This is a genomic window from Pseudomonas sp. XWY-1, assembly GCF_002953115.1.
GTDB classification, from domain to species: Bacteria; Pseudomonadota; Gammaproteobacteria; order Pseudomonadales; family Pseudomonadaceae; genus Aquipseudomonas; species Aquipseudomonas alloputida.
In genome coordinates, this window is record NZ_CP026332.1 from 942943 (window position 1) to 962640 (window position 19698).

General features: G+C 62.4%; 19 protein-coding genes. 18 read left to right on the top strand and 1 reads right to left on the bottom strand.

Translation table 11 applies throughout. The features are described 5' to 3' along the window. The 18 genes from PRJ_RS04480 (at position 1) to PRJ_RS04565 (ending at position 16392) form a co-directional block, all read left to right on the top strand. Positions 1-1215, top strand: a complete 1215-nt coding sequence (locus tag PRJ_RS04480) for an IscS subfamily cysteine desulfurase (RefSeq protein ID WP_003248541.1) — start codon at positions 1-3, stop codon at positions 1213-1215. Between the two features lie 46 nt (positions 1216-1261). After that, complete coding sequence (iscU, locus tag PRJ_RS04485) at positions 1262-1648, top strand: Fe-S cluster assembly scaffold IscU (RefSeq protein ID WP_003248539.1); 387 nt, start codon at positions 1262-1264, stop codon at positions 1646-1648. A gap of 28 nt (positions 1649-1676) precedes the next feature. After that, positions 1677-2000, top strand: coding sequence for an iron-sulfur cluster assembly protein IscA (iscA, locus tag PRJ_RS04490; protein ID WP_003248536.1), 324 nt, complete (start codon positions 1677-1679; stop codon positions 1998-2000). Between the two features lie 8 nt (positions 2001-2008). Then, entirely contained in the window at positions 2009-2530 is a 522-nt protein-coding gene (gene hscB, locus PRJ_RS04495) for a co-chaperone HscB (RefSeq protein ID WP_010952065.1), read from the top strand. Positions 2531-2573: 43 nt separating this feature from the next. Beyond that, positions 2574-4436: a Fe-S protein assembly chaperone HscA gene (gene hscA, locus PRJ_RS04500; RefSeq protein WP_104960820.1), complete on the top strand. Its 1863-nt coding sequence runs from the start codon at positions 2574-2576 to the stop codon at positions 4434-4436. Positions 4437-4439: 3 nt separating this feature from the next. After that, positions 4440-4781 carry an ISC system 2Fe-2S type ferredoxin gene (gene fdx / locus PRJ_RS04505; RefSeq protein ID WP_003248531.1) on the top strand — a complete coding sequence of 114 codons (342 nt, stop codon included), beginning with the start codon at positions 4440-4442 and terminating at the stop codon, positions 4779-4781. 10 nt (positions 4782-4791) lie between these two features. Further along, on the top strand, positions 4792-4992 hold the full coding sequence (gene iscX / locus PRJ_RS04510; protein WP_003248529.1) for a Fe-S cluster assembly protein IscX: 201 nt from the start codon (positions 4792-4794) through the stop codon (positions 4990-4992). 88 nt (positions 4993-5080) lie between these two features. After that, positions 5081-5506, top strand: coding sequence for a nucleoside-diphosphate kinase (gene ndk / locus PRJ_RS04515; protein WP_003248526.1), 426 nt, complete (start codon positions 5081-5083; stop codon positions 5504-5506). Positions 5507-5534: 28 nt separating this feature from the next. After that, the gene (gene rlmN, locus PRJ_RS04520; RefSeq protein WP_003248524.1) at positions 5535-6680 is read left to right on the top strand and encodes a 23S rRNA (adenine(2503)-C(2))-methyltransferase RlmN; all 1146 of its coding nucleotides are present in this window, start codon (positions 5535-5537) and stop codon (positions 6678-6680) included. 14 nt (positions 6681-6694) lie between these two features. Then, entirely contained in the window at positions 6695-7456 is a 762-nt protein-coding gene (gene pilW / locus PRJ_RS04525) for a type IV pilus biogenesis/stability protein PilW (RefSeq protein WP_020193002.1), read from the top strand. Beyond that, complete coding sequence (locus PRJ_RS04530) at positions 7453-8481, top strand: RodZ domain-containing protein (RefSeq protein WP_104960821.1); 1029 nt, start codon at positions 7453-7455, stop codon at positions 8479-8481. Before pilW ends, PRJ_RS04530 begins: the two co-directional genes overlap by 4 nt. Before the next feature lie 3 nt (positions 8482-8484). Then, complete coding sequence (gene ispG / locus PRJ_RS04535) at positions 8485-9594, top strand: flavodoxin-dependent (E)-4-hydroxy-3-methylbut-2-enyl-diphosphate synthase (protein WP_010952070.1); 1110 nt, start codon at positions 8485-8487, stop codon at positions 9592-9594. A gap of 25 nt (positions 9595-9619) precedes the next feature. Further along, entirely contained in the window at positions 9620-10909 is a 1290-nt protein-coding gene (gene hisS, locus PRJ_RS04540; RefSeq protein ID WP_003248516.1) for a histidine--tRNA ligase, read from the top strand. A 39-nt stretch (positions 10910-10948) separates the two neighbouring features. Next, positions 10949-11590: a tetratricopeptide repeat protein gene (locus PRJ_RS04545; RefSeq protein ID WP_104960822.1), complete on the top strand. Its 642-nt coding sequence runs from the start codon at positions 10949-10951 to the stop codon at positions 11588-11590. Then, on the top strand, positions 11591-12733 hold the full coding sequence (gene bamB, locus PRJ_RS04550) for an outer membrane protein assembly factor BamB (RefSeq protein WP_003248513.1): 1143 nt from the start codon (positions 11591-11593) through the stop codon (positions 12731-12733). A gap of 116 nt (positions 12734-12849) precedes the next feature. Then, positions 12850-14313 (top strand): ribosome biogenesis GTPase Der, encoded by a 1464-nt coding sequence (gene der, locus PRJ_RS04555; RefSeq protein ID WP_010952071.1) that lies wholly within the window; start codon positions 12850-12852, stop codon positions 14311-14313. 151 nt (positions 14314-14464) lie between these two features. Beyond that, positions 14465-15613: a pyridoxal phosphate-dependent aminotransferase gene (locus PRJ_RS04560; protein WP_014861262.1), complete on the top strand. Its 1149-nt coding sequence runs from the start codon at positions 14465-14467 to the stop codon at positions 15611-15613. Further along, positions 15601-16392: an amidohydrolase gene (locus PRJ_RS04565; protein WP_012051253.1), complete on the top strand. Its 792-nt coding sequence runs from the start codon at positions 15601-15603 to the stop codon at positions 16390-16392. Before PRJ_RS04560 ends, PRJ_RS04565 begins: the two co-directional genes overlap by 13 nt. A gap of 526 nt (positions 16393-16918) precedes the next feature. Here PRJ_RS04565 and PRJ_RS04570 read toward each other — a convergent pair. After that, complete coding sequence (locus PRJ_RS04570; protein WP_104960823.1) at positions 16919-19471, bottom strand: sulfite reductase flavoprotein subunit alpha; 2553 nt, start codon at positions 19469-19471, stop codon at positions 16919-16921. Positions 19472-19698: the final 227 nt, after the last annotated feature.

The window sequence follows — 19698 nt, forward strand, 5'->3', positions numbered from 1 at the left end:
ATGAAGTTGCCGATCTACCTTGATTACTCTGCGACCACTCCGGTCGACCCACGCGTGGCCCAGAAGATGGCCGACTGCCTGCTGGTCGACGGGAACTTCGGTAACCCGGCCTCGCGCTCCCACGTCTTTGGCTGGAAGGCCGAGGAAGCGGTGGAGAACGGTCGTCGTCAGGTTGCCGAGCTGATCAACGCCGATCCGCGCGAAATCGTCTGGACCAGCGGTGCCACCGAGTCCGACAACCTCGCGCTCAAAGGTGTCGCGCACTTCTATCAGACCAAGGGCAAGCACATCATTACCTCCAAGATCGAGCACAAGGCGGTCCTGGATACCGCTCGCCAGCTGGAACGCGAAGGTTTTGAAGTCACTTACCTGGAGCCAGGCGAAGACGGCATCGTCACCCCGGCCATGGTAGAAGCGGTGCTGCGCGACGACACCATCCTGGTCTCGCTGATGCATGTGAACAACGAAGTCGGCTCGATCAACGACATTGCCGCCATCGGTGAACTGACCCGTTCGCGCGGCGTACTGTTCCATGTCGACGCCGCCCAGTCGGCCGGCAAGGTCGAAATCGACCTGCAAAAGCTGAAAGTCGACCTGATGTCGTTCTCGGCGCACAAGGTCTATGGCCCGAAAGGCATCGGCGCGCTGTACGTCAGTCGCAAGCCGCGTGTACGTCTTGAAGCCATCATTCACGGCGGCGGTCATGAGCGCGGCATGCGTTCGGGCACCCTGCCGACCCACCAGATCGTCGGCATGGGCGAAGCCTTCGCCATTGCCAAACAGGAAATGGTTGCAGAAAACGCACGCATCAAGGCCCTGAGCGACCGCTTCTTCAAGCAGGTCTCAAACCTTGAAGAGCTGTACGTCAATGGCAGCCAGACTGCGCGTGTACCGCACAACCTGAACCTGAGCTTCAACTACGTCGAAGGCGAATCGCTGCTGATGTCGCTGAAAGACATCGCCGTATCGTCCGGTTCGGCCTGTACCTCCGCGTCGCTCGAGCCGTCCTACGTACTGCGTGCTCTGGGCCGCAACGACGAGCTGGCGCACAGCTCGATCCGCTTCTCCTTCGGCCGTTTCACCACCGAAGAAGAAGTCGACTACGCCGCGCAGAAAGTCTGCGAGGCCGTCAATAAACTGCGTGAGCTGTCGCCGCTGTGGGATATGTACAAAGACGGCGTTGACATCTCCAAGATCGAGTGGGCCGCCCACTAAGCAGTCGCCGGCAAGAGCGGCTCCCTGATGAGGAAGGAATTGCACCATGGCATACAGTGAAAAGGTCATCGACCACTACGAAAACCCGCGCAACGTCGGCAAGATGAATGCCGAAGACCCGGATGTCGGCACCGGCATGGTCGGCGCCCCGGCCTGCGGTGACGTGATGCGTCTGCAGATCAAGGTCAACGAGCAGGGCGTTATCGAAGACGCCAAGTTCAAGACCTACGGCTGCGGTTCGGCCATCGCGTCCAGCTCCCTCGCCACCGAGTGGATGAAGGGCAAGACCCTGGATGAGGCCGAAACCATCAAGAATACCCAACTGGCCGAAGAGCTGGCGTTGCCGCCGGTCAAGATCCACTGCTCGGTACTCGCCGAAGATGCCATCAAGGCAGCCGTACGCGACTACAAGCAGAAGAAAGGCTTGATCTAAGTCGCCTGTTGCAAGGTAAGGAGTTCTGATGGCTATCAGCATGACAGAAGCCGCCGCCAACCACATTCGCCGCTCCCTCGACGGGCGCGGCAAAGGTGAGGGCATTCGCCTGGGCGTGCGCACTACCGGTTGCTCGGGTCTGGCCTACGTGCTGGAATTCGTCGACGAACTGGCGGACGAAGACCAGGTGTTCGAAAACCATGGCGTCAAGGTGATCATCGATCCCAAGAGCCTGGTCTACCTCGATGGCACCGAACTGGATTTCGTCAAGGAAGGGTTGAACGAAGGCTTCAAGTTCAACAATCCCAACGTGCGCGGTGAGTGTGGCTGCGGCGAAAGCTTCAACGTTTGAGGCTGGCTGTGGGTACTCCTTGTCATTACGCATTGTTTGACCTCCAGCCAAGCTTCCGTCTGGATCTCGACAAGCTGGCCACTCGCTATCGCGAGCTGGCCCGCGAAGTCCATCCTGATCGCTTTGCCGACGCCTCCGAGCGTGAGCAGCGTATAGCGCTGGAAAAATCCGCGGCCCTCAACGACGCTTACCAGACGCTGCGCAGTGCGCCGCGTCGCGCGCGCTACCTGCTGGCCATCAGTGGCCACGAAGTGCCCCAGGAGGTCACGGTCCACGACCCTGACTTCCTGCTGCAGCAGATGCAGTGGCGTGAAGAGCTCGAAGAACTGCAGGATGAAGCCGACCTTGACGGTGTCGGCGTGTTCAAGAAGCGCCTGAAGGCCGCCCAGGACACGTTGAATGAGGACTTTGCCGGCTGCTGGGATGCCCCGGGCGAGCGCGACAAGGCTGAACGCCTGATGCGCCGCATGCAGTTCCTCGACAAGCTCGCCCAAGAAGTGCGCCAACTGGAAGAGCGCCTCGACGATTAACCCCGGTGCTGCCCGTGATGGCACCTAAGGTATTCAGATAAGCATGGCCCTACTGCAGATTGCCGAACCCGGTCAAAGCCCTCAGCCGCACCAGCGCCGCCTGGCGGTTGGAATCGACCTGGGTACCACCAACTCAATGGTCGCTGCACTGCGCAGCGGCCGTAGCGAGCCCCTGCCCGACGCGCAGGGTAACGTCATTCTGCCGTCCGCGGTGCGCTACCTCGAAGGGCGCAACGAAGTGGGGCAGGCCGCGCGTGATGCTGCCTCCAGCGACCCGTTGAACACCGTGCTGTCGGTCAAGCGCCTGATGGGGCGCGGCCTGGCCGACGTCAAGCAGCTGGGCGAGCAACTGCCATACCGCTTTGTGGGTGGTGAGTCGCACATGCCGTTCATCGACACCGTGCAGGGGCCGAAAAGCCCTGTGGAAGTGTCTGCCGACATCCTGAAGGTGTTGCGCGAACGGGCCGAAGCCACCTTGGGTGGCGAGCTGGTAGGCGCGGTGATCACCGTGCCGGCCTATTTCGATGACGCCCAGCGTCAGGCCACCAAAGACGCTGCCCGTCTGGCCGGCCTGAACGTGCTGCGCCTGCTCAACGAGCCGACTGCGGCCGCCGTAGCCTACGGCCTGGACCAGAACGCCGAAGGCGTGGTGGCCATCTATGATCTGGGCGGCGGTACTTTCGATATTTCCATCCTGCGTCTGACCGCTGGCGTATTCGAAGTGCTGGCCACCGGTGGTGATACCGCCCTTGGGGGTGATGACTTCGATCACACTATTGCCGGCTGGATCATCGAACAGGCGGGTTTGTCGTCTGACCTCGACCCGGCTACCCAGCGCGCGCTGCTGCAAACCGCCTGCGCCGCCAAGGAAGCCCTGACCGACGCTGACGTGGTCAACGTCAGCCACGGTGCCTGGCACGGTGAGCTGACCCGCAGCGCCTTCGAAGCCATGATCGAACCACTGGTTGCCCGCAGCCTGAAGGCCTGCCGCCGCGCCGTGCGCGACAGTGGCGTTGAGCTGGAAGAAGTCAGCGCCGTAGTCATGGTCGGTGGTTCTACCCGCGTGCCGCGTGTGCGTGAGGCCGTGGGTGCGCTGTTCGGGCGCACCCCGCTGACCTCGATCGACCCAGACCAAGTGGTGGCCATTGGTGCCGCCATCCAGGCCGACACCCTGGCCGGCAACCGCCGCGAAGGTGGCGAGCTGCTGCTGCTCGATGTCATCCCGCTGTCGCTTGGTCTTGAGACCATGGGCGGGCTGATGGAGAAGGTGATCCCGCGTAACACCACCATTCCGGTGGCGCGCGCTCAGGAATTCACCACGTACAAAGACGGCCAGTCGGCCATGATGATCCACGTCCTGCAGGGCGAGCGCGAGCTGATCAGTGACTGCCGTTCGCTGGCCCGTTTCGAGCTGCGCGGCATTCCGGCCATGGTTGCCGGCGCTGCGAAAATCCGCGTTACCTTTCAGGTGGATGCCGATGGCCTGCTCAGCGTCGCTGCCCGCGAGCTGGGTTCGGGCGTGGAAGCCAGCATTCAGGTCAAGCCGTCCTACGGCCTGACCGACGGCGAAATCGCCCGCATGCTCAAGGACTCCTTCGAACACGCCGGTTCCGACAAGCACGCCCGCCAGCTGCGAGAGCATCAGGTAGATGGCGAGCGGCTGCTCGAGGCGGTACAGGGCGCCCTGGACGCCGACGGCGATCGCCTGCTCAGCAGTGACGAGCGCGACGCCATTGAATTCCAGATGCAAGAACTACGTGATTTGCTGGCCGGCACCGATGGCGCAGCCATCGAGCAACAGACCAAGCGTCTGTCGCAGGTGACCGATGCATTTGCCGCCCGTCGCCTTGATTCGACGGTCAAAGCCGCACTGGCCGGGCGCAACCTGAATGAGATCGAGGAGTAATCGATGCCGCTGGTGACATTCCTGCCGCATGAGAAGTTCTGCCCCGAGGGGCTGACCGTGGAGGTCAAGCCCGGGACCAACATCCTGGAGCTGGCCCACGACCATCACATCGAGATGGAAAGCGCCTGCGGCGGCGTCAAGGCCTGTACCACTTGCCACTGCATCGTGCGCAAGGGCTTCGATTCGCTCGAAGAGGCTGACGAGCTGGAAGAAGACATGCTGGACAAAGCCTGGGGCCTGGAAGCGCAATCGCGCCTGGGTTGCCAGGTTTTCGTCGCTGACGAAGACCTGACCATCGAGATCCCCAAGTATTCGCTCAACCATGCTGCCGAAGCACCGCACTGAGGGCCTGTACATGAGTCTGAAATGGGTTGATGTACTTGAGATCGCAATCCAGCTTGCAGAAAGCAAGCCTGAGGTCGATCCTCGTTATGTGAATTTCGTGGACCTGCACCGCTGGGTGCTGGCATTGCCAGAGTTCAGCGACGATCCGTCACGCGGCGGTGAGAAAGTGCTCGAGGCAATCCAGGCCGCCTGGATCGACGAAGCCGACTAAGCGTCACTTGCAGGTTAGGCAATCCCCCGGAACCCGCGTATAATTCGCGGGTTTAATTTTTCGTAACACTCATATTCTGGAGTTTTCCATGGCTGTTCAACGTACTTTCTCCATCATCAAGCCTGACGCTGTTGCCAAAAACGTCATCGGCAAGATCACCACTCGCTTCGAAGAAGCCGGCCTGAAAATCGTTGCCTCGAAAATGAAGCAACTGTCCAAAGCCGAAGCCGAAGGCTTCTACGCTGAGCACAGCGAGCGCGGCTTCTTCGGTGACCTGGTTGCCTTCATGACTTCCGGTCCGGTCGTTGTCCAGGTTCTGGAAGGCGAGAACGCCATCGCCAAGAACCGTGAGCTGATGGGTGCTACCAACCCTAAAGAAGCTGCTGCCGGCACCATCCGCGCTGACTTCGCCGAGTCGATCGACGCCAACGCCGTTCACGGTTCGGACTCCGAAGCTGCTGCTGCTCGCGAAATCGCTTACTTCTTCGCTGCTACCGAGGTAACCACTCGCTAAGCGAAAGCTTACGGGTGAGGGTGAATCCATGACGACATCTACTGGCAAAATCAACCTGTTGGGTCTGACCCAGCCGGAAATGGAACAATTCTTCGACTCTATTGGGGAGAAGCGCTTCCGTGCCGGCCAGGTGATGAAATGGATTCACCATTTTGGCGTGTCCGACTTTGCGGCCATGACCAACGTAGGCAAGGTCTTGCGCGAAAAGCTCGAGGCCGTTGCCGAAATTCGCCCACCGGAAGTGGTCAGTGAAGACATTTCCGCCGACGGCACCCGTAAATGGGTGATCCGCGTTGCCTCCGGCAGCTGCGTCGAGACCGTCTATATTCCAACCGACGACCGCGGCACCCTGTGCGTATCGTCGCAAGCCGGCTGTGCCCTGGACTGCAGCTTCTGCTCCACCGGCAAGCAAGGCTTCAACAGCAACCTCACTGCCGCCGAAGTGATCGGCCAGGTGTGGCTTGCCAACAAATCCTTCGGGACCGTTCCTGCCAAAGTCGACCGCGCGATTACCAACGTGGTCATGATGGGCATGGGCGAGCCCTTGCTGAACTTCGACAACGTCATTGCCGCCATGAAAATCATGATGGATGACCTTGGCTATGGCATTTCCAAGCGCCGTGTCACCTTGTCCACCTCGGGCGTGGTGCCGATGATCGACGAACTCGCCAAGCACATCGACGTGTCGCTGGCCCTGTCGCTGCATGCGCCGAACGACGAACTGCGCAACAAGCTGGTACCGATCAACAAGAAGTACCCGCTGAAGATGCTGCTGGAATCGTGCATGGGCTACATGTCCACCTTGGGCGGCAAGCGCGTGCTCACCGTCGAGTACACCCTGCTCAAGGACGTCAACGACCAGCCCGAGCATGCCGCGCAGATGATCGAACTGTTGCGCGATGTACCCTGCAAGATCAACCTGATCCCGTTCAACCCGTTCCCGCATTCGGGCTACGAGCGACCGAGCAACAACGCCATTCGTCGCTTCCAGGACCTGCTGCACCACGGTGGCTTCAACGTCACCACCCGTACCACGCGCGGCGACGACATCGACGCTGCCTGTGGCCAGCTGGTCGGCCAGGTCAATGACCGTACTCGCCGCAGTGAGCGCTACATCGCTGTTCGCCAGCTTTCTGCGGACGTCGAACTGCCAGACAGCGCCGCCAGCCACTGACAGGTACCTTGCCCATGAGCCTGCGTGCCGCGCTGTCGATCCTTGCGCTTTCGCTGCTGGCCGGCTGCGTGTCGGGCGGCGCGAGCGACCCCTTGGCCAGCCGCCAGGGCAGGGTGGAGGCAGGGCGGGCTTATGTGCAGCTTGGCTTGGGTTATTTGCAACAAGGTTTGACCGAACAGGCCAAGGCGCCGCTGGGAAAGGCCCTGGCGCTGGATGACCAGGATGTCGACGCGCACGCCGCCCTGGCGGTAGTGTTTCAAGCCCAAGGCGAGCCGGCGTTGGCCGAAGCACATTTTCGCAAGGCCTTGCAGATAAGCCGCGGTGACACGCGAATTCGCAACAATTACGGCAGTTTCCTTTATGCTCAGGGGCGATTTGCCGAGGCCAAGCAGATGTTTCGCCTGGCCAGTGCCGATACCCTGTATCCTGAGCGCTCACGCGTGTACGAGAATCTGGGCCTGACCGCCCTGAAGCTCGAACGCCGCGATCAGGCGCACGCGTATCTGTTGAAAGCGTTACAACTCAACCAGCGGCAACCAAAAGCGTTGCTGGAAATGGCTGAGTTGTCCTACGAAAACAGGCATTATGTGCCGGCTCGGGACTACTACGATCGTTTCAGCCAGTTGAGCGACCACGACGCCCGTAGCCTGCTGCTGGGCAGCCGCCTTGCCAGGGTGTTCGACGAGCAGGGCACACTGGCCGAATTGGGCCAGCAATTACAACGACTTTATCCCGGTACGCCGGAATATCAGCAATACCTGTCGGAGCAACGATGAACGCCGCGCATCCCGAAGTAGCAGTAGCGCCTGGCCAGAACCCCGGTGAGCTTTTGCGCCTGGCCCGTGAGAAACGGGACTGGTCTCAAGCCGAGGTGGCCCGCAAGCTCAACCTCACTGTCAGTTCGTTGAACCACGTGGAAACCGGCGCCTTCGACAAGCTGCCCGGGCATACTTTCGCTCGTGGCTACATTCGCGCCTACGCCAAGCTGATGGACCTCGACCAAGCCGCCCTGGTAGATGCCTTCGACCGCTACACCGGTACCCACGCCAAAGGCAGCGACGTGCATTCGCTGGGCCGTATCGAAGAGCCTGTGCGGTTGTCGCACAACATCCTGCGCGGCGTCAGCCTGCTGTTGCTGGTGGCTGTGGTCGGTGGTGGCTTTTTCTGGTGGCAGGACCAGGGCAGCCTGCGGGGCAAGGAACTGGCGAAGATTGCCCTGGAGCACGTCGAGGTCGAAAGCGCCGACGGCACCACACAGATTCACCCGCTCGATGAGCCTGAAGACCAGGCCGTTTCCGCTGGGCAGCAACCTGAAAGCGCGCCGCTGGCGCTGGAGCAGGGCGCTGCCGAGCAGCATGCTGCCGCTGAACAGGCGCCGGTAAGCTCTGAGGCAGTCATTGCCACAGCGCCTGCGCCAGCACAACAAGCGCCTGTGCAACCCGCACCTGCTGCTTCGCCTGCACCGGTTACTCCTCCGGTACAGGCCACTGCTGCGCCGGCACCTGCACCTGCACCTGCACCGGCCGTGGCGGCCGTCGAGCCTGCCGCGGTGCCAGCAGGCAGCGCCAAGGTCGCCATCCAGTTCACCGCCGATTGCTGGACCCAGGTCAGCGACGGCAACGGCAAGGTGCTGTTCAGCGCCATCAAGCGCAAGGGGGACAACCTCGAGCTGACCGGCAAGCCGCCATTCGCGGTACGCCTGGGCTTTGCCCGGGGCGCCCAGGTCAGCTACAACGGCCAGGCCGTCGATGTTGCCCCGTTCACCAGTGGCGAGACCGCTCGCCTGAAGTTGGGACAGTAAGTCATGCACGGCGAATCTCCGATCAAACGTCGCGAATCCCGCAAAATCTGGGTTGGCAATGTGCCGGTGGGTGGTGATGCGCCCATCGCGGTGCAGAGCATGACCAACACCGACACCAACGATGTCGCTGCCACCGTGGCGCAAATCCAGCGTCTGGTCGATGCCGGCGTGGACATCGTGCGGGTCTCGGTGCCGGACATGGACGCGGCCGAAGCGTTTGGCAAGATCAAGCAACGGGTCAGCGTGCCGCTGGTCGCCGACATCCATTTCGACTACAAGATCGCCCTGCGTGTTGCCGAACTGGGCGTTGATTGCCTGCGGATCAACCCGGGCAACATCGGCCGTGAAGACCGCGTGCGCGCGGTGGTCGATGCTGCCCGCGACCGCGGCATTCCGATTCGTATCGGGGTCAACGCCGGTTCGCTGGAAAAAGACCTGCAGAAGAAGTACGGCGAACCGACCCCGGCCGCGCTGGTCGAGTCGGCCCTGCGCCACGTCGAGCATCTCGATCGCCTGGATTTCCAGGACTTCAAGGTCAGCGTCAAGGCCTCGGACGTGTTCATGGCTGTCGAAGCCTACCGTCTGCTGGCCAAGCAGATCGTGCAACCGCTGCACCTGGGCATCACTGAAGCCGGTGGCCTGCGTTCGGGCACCGTGAAGTCCGCCGTCGGCCTCGGTATGCTGCTGGCCGAAGGTATTGGCGATACCATCCGCATCTCGCTGGCGGCCGACCCGGTCGAAGAAGTGAAAGTCGGCTACGACATCCTCAAGTCGCTGCATCTGCGCTCGCGTGGCATCAACTTCATCGCCTGCCCAAGCTGCTCGCGGCAGAATTTCGATGTGGTCAAGACCATGAACGAGCTGGAAGGGCGTCTGGAAGACCTGCTGGTGCCGCTGGATGTGGCGGTGATCGGTTGCGTGGTCAACGGCCCGGGTGAAGCCAAGGAAGCCCATGTAGGCCTGACCGGCGGTACGCCGAACCTGATCTACATCGACGGCAAGCCGGCGCAGAAGCTGACCAATGACAACCTGGTCGATGAGCTTGAAAAACTCATCCGCCAGAAAGCGGCCGAAAAGGCCGAGGCCGACGCGGCGTTGATCGCTCGTGGCTGACACACAGAATTCGTAAGGACTTTTCGTGAGCAAATCGCTGCAAGCCATCCGTGGCATGAACGACATCCTGCCAGAACAGTCGCCGCTGTGGCGCTACTTCGAAGGCACCGTGGCCGGGCTGCTGGACACCTACGGGTACAGCCAGATCCGCACGCCGATCGTCGAGTTCACCGAGCTGTTCAAACGCTCGATCGGTGAAGTGACCGACATCGTCGAAAAAGAGATGTACACCTTCGAGGACCGCAACGGTGATTCGCTGACCCTGCGCCCTGAAGGCACTGCGGCCTGCGTGCGAGCGGTGCTCGAGCACGGCATCACCGGCAACGGTCAGGTGCAGAAGCTGTGGTACATCGGCCAGATGTTCCGCCACGAGCGCCCACAGAAGGGCCGCTACCGCCAGTTCCACCAGATTGGCGTGGAAGTGTTCAACCTGGACGGCCCGGACATCGATGCCGAGCTGATCATGCTGACCTGGCGCCTGTGGGGCCTGCTGGGCATCCAGGACGCGGTCAAGCTGGAGCTCAACAGCCTGGGCACCAGTGAAGCCCGCGCACGCTACCGTGACGCGCTGGTCGAGTTCCTCTCGGCGCGCCTGGAGCAACTGGACGAAGACAGCCAGCGCCGCCTGAAGAGCAACCCGCTGCGCATCCTCGACAGCAAGGACCAGAACACCCAGGCGGTGCTGGTCGGAGCGCCGAAGCTGGAAGACTACCTGGACGAAGAATCGCGCGTGCACTTCGAGGGCCTCAAGGCCCGCCTGGACGCTGCCGGTATTCCGTTCGTGATCAACACCAAGCTGGTACGTGGCCTGGACTATTACAGCAAGACCGTGTTCGAGTGGGTAACCGACAAGCTCGGCGCCCAGGGCACGGTGTGCGCGGGTGGCCGTTACGACGGCCTGGTCGAACAGATGGGTGGCAAGCCGACCACTGGCGTTGGTTTCGCCATGGGCATCGAGCGCCTGATCCTGCTGTTGGAAACCTTGGGCAAGGTGCCGGAGTCCATCAGCCGCCAGATCGACGTTTACCTGTGCGCCTTTGGCGAACAGGCGGAGCTGGCTGGCCTGCGCCTGTCCGAAGGCCTGCGCGACCGCTTGCCGGGCCTGCGCCTGGCAGTCAACGCCGGTGGTGGCAGCTTCAAGAGCCAGTTCAAGAAAGCCGACAAGAGCGGTGCACTGTTCGCCCTGATCCTCGGCGACGACGAGCTGGCCAAGCAAGAAATCGGCTTGAAGCCCCTGCGTGGCCAGGGTGAACAACAGAACATTGCCTGGGATGCTCTTGCAGAGCACCTGGAAACCGCGATCGCGCAAGCGTAACGCGGTTCAACAAGCGAATAGGCGAAAAGGAGTATTGGGGTGTCGAGTACCGATGATGATGACCTGGCAGGCGTCAAGGACTGGTGGAGCCGCAACGGCAAGCCGCTGCTGACCGGTGCATTGCTGGCTGGCGTGGTGGTGTTGGGCTGGAATACCTGGCACAAGTACCAGAACAACCAGTCGCAAGGTGCCTCGCAGTTGTATCAGGCGTTGATTGAAACCAGCCTGACACCGACCGGCCAGCCGGACGCCACCAAGGTCGCGGAACTGGCCGGCAAGCTCAAGAGCGAGTTTGGCGGCACCGCTTACGCCCAGTACGGCAGCCTGTTCGTGGCCAAGGTCGCGGTCGACAGCGGCAAGCTCGATGACGCCGCAGCCGAGCTGAAAAGCGTGTTGGACAATCCGGCCGACGTCACCCTGGGCGAGATTTCGCGTCAGCGTCTGGCGCGCGTACTGGCAGCCCAGAACAAGGCCGAGGATGCCCTCAAGCTGCTCGACGGCGACGCCGACAAAGCCTTCCTGGCCAGCCGTGAAGAGTTGAAGGGTGACCTGCTGGTGCAGCTGGGTCGCACCAACGACGCGCACAGCGCTTACGAAAAAGCCAAGGCTGCGCTGTCCGATGACGCGGCGGTCGGTGGCCTGCAATTGAAGCTGGATGACCTGGCTAAAGGGGACGCGTAAGTGATCGGTTGGAAACATGCAGCAGTGCTGACCCTGGCCGTACTGGCCGCAGGTTGCAGCAGCAACAGCAAGAAGGAACTGCCCCCGGCCGAGCTGACCAAGTTCACCGAGGAAGTGGTGCTGAAGAAGCAGTGGAGCCGTTCGATCGGTGACGGCCAGGGTGAAACCTACAACACCCTGGTACCGGCCATCGAGAACGACCGTATCTACGCTTCCGACGTCAACGGCGAAGTCTTCGCCCTCGACCGCATCACCGGCGACGTGGTGTGGAAGAAGGACCTGGAGCTGCAGGTTTCCGGTGCAGTTGGCGTAGGCTATGGCCTGGTCATGCTCGGTACCCTCAAGGGTGAAGTCATTGCCCTGGACTCCAGCACCGGTGAGGAGCGTTGGCGCTCGCGCGTGACCAGCGAAGTGCTGGCCCCACCTGCCAACAACGGTGACGTGGTGGTGGTGCAGACCCAGGACGACCGCCTGATCGGCCTGGATGCCGCCACTGGCGACCGCCGTTGGATCTACGAAAACTCCCCGGCCGTGCTGACGCTGCGTGGTACCGGTGCGCCGATCGCCACCAACCGCCTGGCGGTTGCCGGCCTGTCCACCGGCAAAGTGGTCGCGGTTGACATCAACAACGGTGTGCCGGTGTGGGAAAGCCGCGTGGCCATCCCGAAGGGCCGTTCCGAGCTGGACCGTGTGGTTGATATCGACGGCGGCTTGTTGCTGTCTGGTGGTACCCTGTACGTCAGCACCTACCAGGGCCGTGTAGCGGGCCTGGACCTGGAAAGCGGCCGCGAGCTGTGGCAGCGCGATGCTTCCAGCTATGTGGGTGTCGCTCAGGGCTTCGGTAACGTCTACGTCAGCGAAGCCTCGGGTACCGTGGAAGGTGTGGATGAGCGCTCTTCCAGTGCCCTGTGGAGCAACGACAGCATGGCTCGCCGCCAGTTGACCGCCCCTGAAGTGTTCAGCAGCTACGTGGCTGTGGGTGACTTTGAAGGTTACCTGCACCTGCTGAGCCAGGTGGATGGCCGCTTCGTCGGCCGTGAGCGTATCGACAGCGATGGCCTGCGCGCCCGCCCACTTGTGGTCGGCGACACCATCTATGTCTTCGGCAACAGCGGCAAGCTCGAGGCACTGACCATCCGCTGAAGCTATGCTTGAAGCCTTGGCGGGCTTCAAGCCGCGGCGTAGGACACGCCGCCCAAACTCCGGCCGCTGCCTTGCAGCGGCCTTTGCATTTTCAAGAATTCGAGAGTGGAGAGCCGATGGTTCCCGTAATTGCCCTGGTGGGCCGCCCGAACGTCGGCAAATCCACCATGTTCAACCGCCTGACCAAGACCCGCGATGCCATCGTCGGTGACCTGTCGGGCCTGACCCGTGACCGCCAGTATGGTGATGCCAGCTGGCAGGGTCGTTCCTTCATCCTGATCGACACCGGTGGTATCACCGGTGACGAAGTGGGCATGGACGAGAAAATGGCCGAGCAGTCGCTCATGGCCATTGAAGAAGCCGACTATGTGCTGTTCCTGGTTGATGCCCGTGCGGGCATGACTGCAGCAGACCAGATGATCGCCGAGCACCTGCGCAAGCGGAACAAGGCGGCGATCCTGGTTGCCAACAAGATCGACAACATCGACCCCGACGTTGCCCGCGCCGAATTCTCGCCAATGGGCATGGGCAACGCCATTCCGGTGGCGGGCTCCCAGGGCCGTGGTATCAACGCCTTGATGGAGGCCGTGCTCGGTCACCTGCCGCGTGATGCCGAAGAAGAAGCCCTCGAACAGGACGTCGCTGAAGGTGAGGAAGCCGTGCGCATTCCTGGCCCAAGCGAGAAGGATGGCATCAAGATCGCCATCATCGGCCGTCCGAACGTTGGCAAGTCGACGCTGGTCAACCGCATGCTCGGCGAAGAGCGTGTGGTGGTCTACGACGAGCCGGGCACCACCCGTGACAGTATCTACATCCCGTTCGAGCGCGATGGCGAGAAGTACACCTTCATCGACACCGCCGGTGTGCGCAAGCGTGGCAAGATCCACGAGGAAGTCGAGAAGTTCTCGGTGGTGAAGACGCTGCAGGCGATCAAGGATGCCAACGTCGTCATCTTCGTCATGGATGCCCGCGAAGGTGTGGTCGACCATGACCTGAACCTGCTGGGCTTCGCCCTTGAAGCCGGTCGCGCCATCGTCATTGCCCTGAACAAGTGGGATGGCATGGAGCCGGGTGAGCGCGCCTACGTGAAGACCGAGCTGGAGCGCCGGCTGTTCTTCGTCGACTTTGCCGACATCCACTTCATTTCCGCGCTGCATGGCACGGGCGTGGGCAACTTGTACAAGTCGGTACAGGCTGCGTTCCAGTCCGCGGTCACCCGCTGGCCGACCAGCCGCCTGACGCAGATCCTCGAAGATGCCGTGAGCGAGCACCAGCCGCCGATGGTCAACGGTCGCCGCATCAAGCTGCGCTATGCCCACCTTGGCGGTGCCAACCCGCCACTGATCGTGATCCACGGCAACCAGACCGACAGCATTCCCAAGTCGTACTCGCGTTACCTGGAAAACACCTATCGCCGGGTGCTCAAGCTGGTCGGTACGCCGATCCGTATCGAGTACAAGGGGGGTGAGAACCCGTACGAGGGTAAGAAGAACACCCTTACCGATCGCCAGGTCAACAAGAAGCGCCGCCTGATGTCGCACCACAAGAAGGCCGAGAAGAAGCGTCGCGACAAACGCTAAGCAGCGCCATGTGGGGGCGGGCAAGGCTGCCCCCACAGAGGCCCTTTGATCCAGAGCAATCCCCCTATTGTTTCAACCTTTTTCCTGACCGCTCGATCCGCTATGCTCGGACTCCACCCCGTGCCGGATGTACCCCAGGAAAGAGGGCTCCATGATCCGCAGCAAACTGCCGAATGTCGGCACGACCATCTTCACCACCATGTCCCAGCTCGCCGTGCAGACTGGCGCGCTCAACCTGTCCCAGGGCTTTCCTGACTTCAATGGCCCGCAGGCCCTGCTCGATGCAGTGGGCCGGCACGTGGCTGCCGGGCATAACCAGTATTCGCCCATGACCGGCCTGCCGGCCCTGCGCCAGCAGGTGGCGGCCAAGGTCGAGCGGTTGTATGGGGCAAGGGTGGATGCCGATCAGGAAGTGACTATCACCCCCGGCGCCACCGAGGCTATTTTCTGTGCCATCCAGGCGGTGGTGCATGCCGGTGACGAAGTGATCGTCTTCGACCCCTGCTACGACAGTTACGAGCCGTCCGTGGAGCTGGCCGGTGGTCGCTGTGTGCATGTGCAATTGAGCGACGGCGACTTCCGTATCGACTGGCAGAAATTCAGCGATGCTTTGAGCCCGCGCACGCGCATGGTCATCCTCAACTCGCCACACAACCCCAGTGGCGCGCTGATCACCCGCGAAGACCTCGACCAGTTGGCCGCACTTATTGCCGACCGCGATATCTACCTGGTCAGCGATGAAGTGTACGAGCACCTGGTCTACGACGGCGTACGCCACGCCAGTGTGCTGGCCCATGAGCAGTTGTACTCACGTGCCTTCGTGGTCAGTTCCTTCGGCAAGACGTACCACGTTACCGGCTGGAAGACCGGTTACGTGATCGCACCGCCAGCCTTGAGCGCCGAGCTGCGCAAAGTGCACCAGTACGTCAACTTCTGTGGCGTTACGCCGCTGCAGTGTGCCTTGGCCGACTTCATGGCCGGGCACCCCGAGCATATTGATGAGTTGCCGGCCTTCTACCAGGCCAAGCGCGACCTGTTCTGCGGTTTGCTGGACGGTTCGCGTTTCAACTTTACCCGCACGACGGGCACTTATTTCCAGCTGGTGGACTATTCGCAAATCCGTCCGGACCTGAACGATGTCGACATGTCGCTGTGGCTGACGCGTGAGCACGGCGTGGCGACCATCCCGGTATCGGTGTTCTACCAGCACCCCATCCCCGAGCAACGCCTGGTGCGCCTGTGCTTTGCCAAACGAGAGGAGACGCTGCGTCAGGCAGCGGAACGACTATGCGCGATCTGAGTACACTGCCGAACCTGAAAGTCGCCCTGGTGCAAACCACCTTGGCCTGGCACGACCGTGAGGCCAACTACGCGCACTTCGAGGTGCTGCTGGAGCAGGTGGGCGAGGTTGACCTGGTAATCCTGCCGGAAATGTTTACCACCGGTTTTTCGATGCAATCGGAAAGCCTGTGCGAGCCGGAGAACGGTCCGACCTACAAATGGTTGAAGGCACAGGCGAAGAAGCACAACGCGGTGATTACCGGCAGTGTGATCATCCAGGCCGCCGATGGCAGCCACCGCAACCGCCTGTTGTGGGCGCGGCCGGACGGCGAGATTCTGCACTACGACAAGCGCCACCTGTTCCGCATGGCCGGTGAGCACAAACATTACACCCCAGGCGAGCGGCAGGTGCAGTTCGAGCTCAAGGGCTGGCGGATTCGCCCGCTGATCTGCTACGACCTGCGCTTCCCGGTGTGGAGCCGTGACGCCCAGGACACTGACCTACTGCTGTACACCGCCAACTGGCCGGCCGCGCGTCGCCAGCACTGGAACCGTCTGCTACCGGCGCGGGGGATCGAGAACCTGTGCTATGTGGCGGCGGTGAACCGGGTGGGCACGGACGGTAAAGGCTTTGCTTACTCTGGTGACAGCCAGGTGCTGGATTTCCAGGGCGAGAGCCTGCTCAGTGCCGGGGAGGCGGACGGGGTGTTCACTGCAGTACTGAGCGCGGCGGAACTGGCGGCGTACCGGGCCAAGTTCCCGGCCAACCTGGATGCCGATACCTTCGAGCTGCACTGACAGCAGGCCCGGCTTCTTCGCGGGCTTGCCCGCGAAAGGGCCGGCCCTGCCAGCCAATTTCCACCGGCCGTTCACCGTTGCCGCCGCCACCGTATTCGCGGGTAAACCCGCTCCTACACACGCATCGGCGGTTGGTCACAGGCCGTCGTAGGAGCGGGTTCACCCGCGAAAGGGCCGGCCCTGCTGGCCAATTTTCATGCGACGTTCACCATTGCCGCCGCTACCGTATTCGCGGGTAAACCCGCTCCTACACACGCATCGGCGGTTGGTCACAGGCCACCGTAGGAGCGGGTTCACCCGCGAAAGGGCCGGCCCTGCCAGCCAATTTCCACCGGCCGTTCACCGTTGCCACCGCCACCGTATTCGCGGGTAAACCCGCGCCTACACACGCATCGGCGGTTGGTCACAGGCCGTTGTAGGAGCGGGTTCACCCGCGAAAGGGCCGGCCCTGCCAGCCAATTTCCACCGGCCGTTCACCGTTGCCACCGCCACCGTATTCGCGGGTAAACCCGCTCCTACACGCCGATCAATACACATCCCGCCGATACCGCCCATCCTCGATCAACTGCTGTACAGCAGCTTCACCCAGCATGCCTTTGAGCGCCGCATCCACCCCGGCCGCCATGCCTTGCAGGCTGCCGCAGACATACACGCAAGCCCCGTCGGCCACCCAGCGCTTGAAGTCCTCGGCCTGCTCCAGCATCACGTCCTGCACATACACCTTCTCGGCCTGATCGCGCGAGAACGCCAGGTCCAGCCGTGCCAGGTCGCCGTTGTCCAGCCAAGCGTGCAGCTCATCGCCACACAGCAAGTCATGCGCCCGATTACGCTCGCCGAACAACAGCCAGTTGCGCTGCTCACCGGCATTGACCCGCGCGCGCAACAGGCTGCGAAGACCCGCCAGGCCAGTGCCGTTGCCGATCAGGATCATCGGCGCAGCGGCCTCAGGCAGATGGAAGCCACTGTTACGCCGCAGGCGCAGGCTCAGGGTGCCATTCATTGGCAGGTATTCGGTCAGCCAGCCAGAGCCCAAGCCAAGGCTGCCGTCGGGGTGGCGTTCCTGGCGCACGATCAGCTCCAGCACACCATCGCTGGCGATCGAGGCAATGGAGTACTCGCGGCAACCGATTGGCACCAGTGCATCGACCAGCGCTTGTGGCTGCAAGCCGATCAGGTGGTCGCGGCGCGTCGGCAGTTGGCGGCCTGCGAGTGCCTGGGCAAGGGTTTCGCTCAGGCCATTCACCTGCACCTGGCTGCTGGCGTCCAGCGCCACGCCCTTGAGGAACGCGTCGATCCGTGGCTGCCCATTCAGCGGCAGTACCTCTACCAGGTCGCCGGCTTCCCAGCTTGCAGGTTCTGCAGCCTGCAGGCCAAGCAGGTACACCGGTTGGCCTTGGCTGCCGGGGTTGAGCAGTTCGCGGCGCACCAGCGACCAGTTGGCAAAGGTTGGCGGCTGCCAGGCGGCCACCGGCTGGACACCGGTCAGTTGCGCCAGCTCCTGCTGCCATCGCTGCAGGGCGGCCTGGTCGGCGTTGTCCACTTCCACCGGGCTGAATGCACTGCTGGCACCGCGCTCCCCCAGCCACGCCTGGAGACGACGAGCGAAACCGCAGAAGTGCGGGTACTGACGATCACCGAGGGCGAGCAGGGCATAGTTGAGGTTGTTCAGTGCCCAAGGCTGGCCGAGCACCTTGCGCTCGAAGGCGCGAGCGCTGTCGGGCGCTTCGCCGTCGCCGAAGGTACTCACCACGAAGAGCGCGCGATGGGCCTGGCGCAAGTCGTTTTCACCCAGCTCGGCAAGGGCGCGCACCTGAACGGGCTGGCCAGCTGCCTGCAACTGCTCGGCGCTCTGCCAGGCCAACTGTTCGGCAAAGCCACTCTGGCTGGCAAAGCCGATCAGCCAGCCCTCGCCATTGCCGCTGTTGGCGACGTTGCCACGGGCTGCGCGCACCTGACGTTTCTTGCGGCGGCGGTCGAGGTACAGCAGCCAGCCGGTGACGAAGAACAACGGCATGGTGAGACTGGCGATGGTGACGATGATGCGCCCCGGCAAGCCGAAGTATTCGCCGACGTGCAAGGCGTAAACACTCTGCAGTAGCTGCGCCTTGAAGGACTTGTCGGTGTAGCGGTCGTGCTTTTTAACCTGGCCAGTGGCCGGGTCCAGCACCAGGTTATTGAAGGCACGCGGGTGCGCAGCGTTGTCGAGCAGGTAGAACAGGTTGGCCGGCTGACCACCAGCGGGCGGCAGGCGCAGGTTGTAGGTGGACAGGCCTGGGCCCGCGGCGTCCTTGAGGTTGGCCCAGATGGCGTCGTAGTCCACCACCAGCGGCGGCGCATTCCTGTCGACGTTCTGCGGCCCGTGCCGGCCACGGCCTTCACCCCGTTTTTGCTGCTGGCCCGCAGCCGGGGTGTCGGCCAGCAGTTTGTTCAGGCCTTCGCGGTACCACTCATAGGACCAGAACAGGCCGGTCAGGGCGAACAGAAGGTAGAACAGCAGGCACCAGGTACCTGCCACGGCGTGTAGGTCCCAGTTGAAGGCGCGGCCTTTCTTGGCCCAGTCGAAGGTCAGCCAGGTGCGCCAGTCCAGCGCTTTGCGCGGCCAGCGCAGGTACAGGCCGGACAGGCAGAAGAACACCAGCATCAGGGTGCAGGCCCCGGTGATTTGCCGGCCAGTATCGCCCATGGCGAGGAAGCGGTGCAGCTTGAGCATGAGGTTGAAGAAGCCTTGCCCGGCCGCTTCGCCCTTGAGTTCGCCGGTGTACGGGTCGGCATAGCGCAGCTCGCCACGGCGTTCGCCCGGTGCGGGCATGAAGAAGATCCGTGCAGCGTTGCCTTCGCGCACGTCGACCCACAGCATCGACACCTTGTCCTGTTGCTGGGCTTCGACCCGCTTAACCAGCTCGGCCGGCGGCAGCACGCCTTCGGCGCGTACTTCCACCTTGAGTACATCGGCATTGAATGCGCGCAGCAGTTCTTCCTGGAACGAGTACAGCGCCCCGGTAATGCCCATCAAGGCCAGCACCAGGCCAGCGGTGATGCCAAAGAACCAGTGCAATTGGAACAGCGTCTTCTTCACCACGTTTCTCACCTTGAGTTGCTACCGCGACCAGCGCGGCGTGCATTATGCCTTGATACGCAAAAGCCCCGCTCGCGGGAATGAACGGGGCCGGGAGGGCTGCTTTTCGTGTTGTCTGTGCGGGCCTCTTCGCGGCTAAAGCCGCTCCTGCACCGGCAACGCAGGAGCGGCTTCAGCCGCGAAAGGGCCGGCACAGGCGCAGCCCTTCAACAGATCAACCCAACCCTGAC